This window comes from Actinosynnema sp. NPDC059797, assembly GCF_042732085.1.
Classification (GTDB): Bacteria; Actinomycetota; Actinomycetes; order Mycobacteriales; family Pseudonocardiaceae; genus Actinosynnema.
This window is the reverse complement of record NZ_JBHWIE010000639.1, coordinates 1-2421: the sequence shown is the minus strand read 5'-3', so window position 1 is coordinate 2421 and position 2421 is coordinate 1. Positions and strand designations below refer to the sequence as shown.

At 74.5% G+C, this 2421-nt stretch carries 3 protein-coding genes; all 3 read left to right on the top strand.

Features of this window, described 5'->3' with window-relative positions; all coding sequences use genetic code 11:
• Window positions 1-105 precede the first annotated feature (105 nt).
• Complete coding sequence (locus tag ACFV4N_RS42810; protein ID WP_499678424.1) at window positions 106-417, top strand: PAAR domain-containing protein; 312 nt, start codon at window positions 106-108, stop codon at window positions 415-417.
• Window positions 414-824 carry a GPW/gp25 family protein gene (locus tag ACFV4N_RS42805; RefSeq protein ID WP_499678423.1) on the top strand — a complete coding sequence of 137 codons (411 nt, stop codon included), beginning with the start codon at window positions 414-416 and terminating at the stop codon, window positions 822-824. The genes ACFV4N_RS42810 and ACFV4N_RS42805 overlap by 4 nt, the downstream gene beginning before the upstream one ends.
• The coding region (locus ACFV4N_RS42800; RefSeq protein ID WP_499678422.1) for a putative baseplate assembly protein at window positions 824-2421 on the top strand (1598 nt) is incomplete at its 3' end. The genes ACFV4N_RS42805 and ACFV4N_RS42800, both read left to right, overlap by 1 nt.

Below are 2421 nucleotides of genomic sequence, written 5' to 3'. Positions count from 1 at the left end.
CGTCACGCTCGACGGCTCCGGCATCACCGTCGACGCCGGCCTGGGCGTGCTCACGCTCAAGGGCACCCTCATCAAGCTCAACTGACCACGCGAGGAGATCCAGCCATGCCCGTCGCCGCCCGCCAGGGTGACAAGACGCTCCACGGCGGCGTCCTCGGACCCCCGCTGGGCCCGGAGGCCGCCCGGTTGCTCACGGTGCTGATCGAGGGCAAGCCCGCCGCGACCTCCAAGTGCACCCACGTGTGCGCCGCGGTGCCGCACAACGTGGCGCCCAACCTCGTCCTGATCTCGCCCGCGATGGTGCGCCGTGGCGTGCTCATCGCCGGCCTGCCGGCCGCCGCGGTCCTGGACGAGACCACCTGCAAGGCCAAGGTGGCGCCGCGGCCGGGCACCGTGCAGATCGGGGGCCCGCTGTGAGCGCCGACTTCATCGGCCGGGGCTGGGGCTTCCCGCTGCGGGTCGGGGCCACCGGCGGCATCGGCATGGTCGACCGCGACCAGGAGGTCCAGGAGGCCATCCGGCTGATCCTGGGCACCGCGCCCGGCGAGCGCCCGATGCGCCCGGAGTTCGGCTGCGGCATCCACGACCTGGTGTTCGCCACGGCCGACGGCGCGACCGCCGGGCGCGTCTCGCGCGAGGTGCGCACCGCCCTGGACCGGTGGGAGCCGCGCATCGACGTGGCCGACGTGGTCGTCGCGTTCGACTCGGTCGACGTCGGCACGCTCTACATCGACATCCGCTACACCGTGAAGTCCACCAACGACCAGCGCAACCTGGTCTTCCCGTTCTACACGATCCCTTCCGAGGAAGGGGAGGCCGACTGATGGCGATACCCGCGCCCAACCTGGACGACCGGCGCTTCCAGCAGTTCGTCGACGAGGCCAAGCGCTACGTCCAGCAGAGCTGCCCGGAGTGGACGGACCACAACGTGTCCGACCCCGGCGTCACCCTCATCGAGACCTTCGCGCACATGGTCGACCAGCTCGTCTACCGGCTGAACCGGGTGCCGGAGAAGAACTACCTGGCGTTCCTGGACCTGCTGGGCGTGCGGCTGTTCCCGCCCACGGCGGCCCGCGCGCGGGTGACGTTCTGGCTGTCCGCGCCGCAGGCGGAGACCGTGACGCTGCCCGTCGGCACCGAGGTCGCCACGATGAGCACCGAGTCCGTCGAGGCCACGGTGTTCGCCACCAGCGAGGACCTGCCGATCGTGCCCTGCGACCTGGCCCGGCTGGTCACCAGGTCCGCGTCGGGCGAGCACGCCGACCGCACGCGCGACCTGGAGTCGGGCCAGGACGTGGCGTGCTTCCAGCGCTCGCCCGCGCCCGGCGACGCCACCCTGTTCGGCCTGACCGCCGCCGTGCCGAACTGCGTGGTCGTGCTGCGGCTGGAGAGCCGCGTCGAGGGCGTCGGCGTCGACCCCCGGCAGCCGCCGCTGGCGTGGGAGGCGTGGGACGGCGCGGACTGGGCCGCCTGCGAGGTCGACGAGGACGACACCGGCGGCCTCAACCGGCCGGGGGAGGTCGTGCTGCACGTCCCGGGCGGCCACACCACGTCGGTGATCGCCGGCCACCGCGCGGGCTGGCTGCGCTGCCGGGTCACCGAGCCGGTGGCCGGCCAGCCGTTCTACTCCGAGTCGCCGACGGTCCGCGAGGCCGAGGCCTACACCATCGGCGGCACCACCACCGCCGAGCACGCCGAGACCGAGGTCGACGTGCCGCTGGGCGAGTCCGCGGGCGTGCCCGGCCAGCGGTTCACCGTCCCCAGGGCGCCGGTGCTGCTGGACGGTGACCCGGTGGTCGTGCAGGTCGCCGCGGGCGAGGGCTGGGAGGACTGGACGGTGGTCGAGGACTTCGGCGTGTCCGGCCCCCGGGACCGGCACGTCGTGCTCGACGCGTCGCGCGGCGAGTTCCTGTTCCCGCCGGCGGTGCGCGAGGCGGACGGGACGCTGCGCCGCTACGGCGCGGTGCCGCCCAAGGGCGCGGTGCTGCGGGTGCCGCGCTACCGCACCGGCGGCGGCCGGGCCGGCAACGTGGCGCGCGGGACCCTCTCGGTGCTGCGCAGCTCGGTGCCCTACGTCTCGGCGGTGGAGAACCGCGAGGCCGCGACCGGCGGCGTGGACGCCGAGACGGTGGCCGAGGCCAAGCTGCGGGCGCCCAACCAGTTGCGCGTGCAGGACCGCGCGGTGACCGCCGAGGACCACGAGCTGATCGCCAGGCAGGCCGCGCCGTCGCTGGCGCGCGTGCGCTGCCTGCCGGTGGTCGGCGAGGTGGGCGCGGCGCGGGTGCTGCTGGTGCCCGACGCGGTGGCCGACGACGGCGACCGGTTGCGGTTCGAGCAGCTCGTGCCCTCCGAGGAGGTGCTGGCCGCGGTCGCCCGCCGGCTGGACGAGCGGCGCCTGCTGGGTACCCGGATGGTCGTGGA

Excerpts from the sequence above, each read along its gene's own strand:
- ACFV4N_RS42810 (WP_499678424.1), top strand. The coding sequence starts at position 106 with ATGCCCGTCGCCGCCCGCCAGGGTGACAAGACGCTCCACGGCGGCGTC.